Source organism: Microbacterium sp. Kw_RZR3 (assembly GCF_029222405.1).
GTDB lineage: Bacteria > Actinomycetota > Actinomycetes > Actinomycetales > Microbacteriaceae > Microbacterium.
The window spans coordinates 1-1,905 of sequence record NZ_JARHXC010000008.1; the positions used below are offsets into that span (position 1 = coordinate 1).

The window sequence follows — 1,905 nt, forward strand, 5'->3', positions numbered from 1 at the left end:
AATCGCCGCTGACCGAGTACCTGTCCGCGGTGTACGGCGCGGGAGGCAGCTCGGAGGAACAGCTGGCCGAGCTCGGGAAGAAACGGGAAGAGCTCGTGGCGGCCTGCATGAAGAAGAACGGGTTCGAGTACACCCCCGACCTGCAGGCATCGGCGACCATCGTCGACGGCTCCGGCGAGGCGTGGAAGCCCGACGACCGTCAGTGGGTCTCGCAGTGGGGCTACGGTGCCGTCGCGTTCCCCGGGAGCGACGACGCCGAGAACCCCTCGACGACGTGGGTCGACCCCAACGCCGACTACCTGAGCACCCTCTCCGAGTCCGAGAAGCAGGCCTTCTCCGACGCGCTGTGGGGCACGCCCCCCGCCTCCACGACTGACACCGCTGCCGAGGATGAGACCCCCACCTGGGATTGGAAGACGGCCGGATGCCAGGGCGAGGCGCAGCACGAGGTCAGCGGCGAGGATCCGCTTCAGACCGATCAGTTCGCTCCGTTGATGAACGCCATCACCGAGCTCTGGCAGCAATCGAGCACGTATCCGGGGATGTCCGAGGCGAACCGCGAATGGTCGGCGTGCATGGACGAGGCGGGACACACGGGCTTCGCCACGCAACCCGATGCCGCGGCGAGCATCCACGACCAGCTCAACGCGCTCTGGAACGCGGGCGGCGCGGCTTCCTCCGAGGCACCGGCCACTCCCGACAAGAAGGCTCTGGCGGAGCTCAAAGACGAAGAGATCGACCTCGCCCTCGCCGATCTCGACTGCCGCGAGAAGACGGATTACACCGCTCGCGCCCGAAAGGCCCAGGCGGAGGCCGAGACGGCGTTCATCGCGGCGCACAAGACCGAGCTCGAGGCGCTGAAGGCCGCCGCGCAGGCGAAGAAGTGACCGGGCCGACCACCGCATCGGATGCCGCGTCAGACAGCGCCGTGGGCGAAGAGACGGCGAACGCGGCGCGGCGCTCCCGGTGGACCGGACCGGGTGCCCTCTTCCGGCGCAACCGTCCGCTGTGGGTGACCGCGATCGTCGCGGTCTGCGCGCTGGTGGCGGGTCTGGTCGTCGGTCGATTCGTGGTCTCCCCCGCCGACGCCGCGGCGAACACGACAGCGCCGGCACCGGGCCTCGTGACGGTGCCCGTCGCCTTCGGCCCGCTCAGCAACGACGTCACGATCCGGGCCGAGGTCGGCTACGCCGACCCCGTCGACGTGCAGATCGATACGGCGGGACTCCCCGGCGCCGCCGTGGTCACGGGGCAGGTCCCGTCCGTCGGAACCCCGCTCTCCGCCCTGTCGGTGGCACTCGAGGTGGCCGGGCGTCCCGTCATCGTCCTCCCCGGCGATCTGCCGTCGTACCGCACCCTGCGCTACGGCGTCGCGGGGCCCGACGTCGTGCAGTTCAAGTGGGCGATGCGCACCGTGGGACTGGATGCCGGCGACCCGGCGAACAACGTCTTCGACGAACAGGCGGCCGCCTCCGTCGCCTCGTTGTACGCACAGGTGGGCTATTCGGCGCCGGCGACCGACGACACCGCCACAGCGGCGCTGCGCAGCGCGCAGACCGCCGTGTCGTCGGCCGAGCAGGGCGTGACCACCGCGCAGACCGCGTTCGACAAGGCGCGGACGGGGGCGAGCGACGTCGAGAAGCGCGAGGCCGACAACGCCGTCTCCAGCGCGCAGCGCGCTCTCGACCAGGCTCGCGCGCAGACGCCGGACGACGGCGCGAAGATCGGCGACCTGCAGGATGCTCTGGACCTCGCTCAGCTGAAGCGCCGACAGCTCGACACAGCTCCCGATACGGGCAGCGCGCGCGCGGAACTCGATGCCGCCCGCGCGCGCTTGAGCGAGGCGACCGTCGATCTCGCACGCGCCCGGGAGGCGGCGCTGCCCGTGTTCCCGGCGGGAGAGGT

At 71.0% G+C, this 1,905-nt stretch carries 1 protein-coding gene and 1 pseudogene; both read left to right on the forward strand.

Going from position 1 to position 1,905, the window contains the following annotated elements; all coding sequences use genetic code 11:
* The coding region (locus P2P98_RS00245; protein ID WP_275796054.1) for a hypothetical protein at window positions 1–887 on the forward strand (887 nt) is incomplete at its 5' end.
* A pseudogene (locus tag P2P98_RS00250) lies at window positions 884–1,905 on the forward strand (hypothetical protein); the annotation flags it as partial. The gene P2P98_RS00245 and the pseudogene P2P98_RS00250, both read left to right, overlap by 4 nt.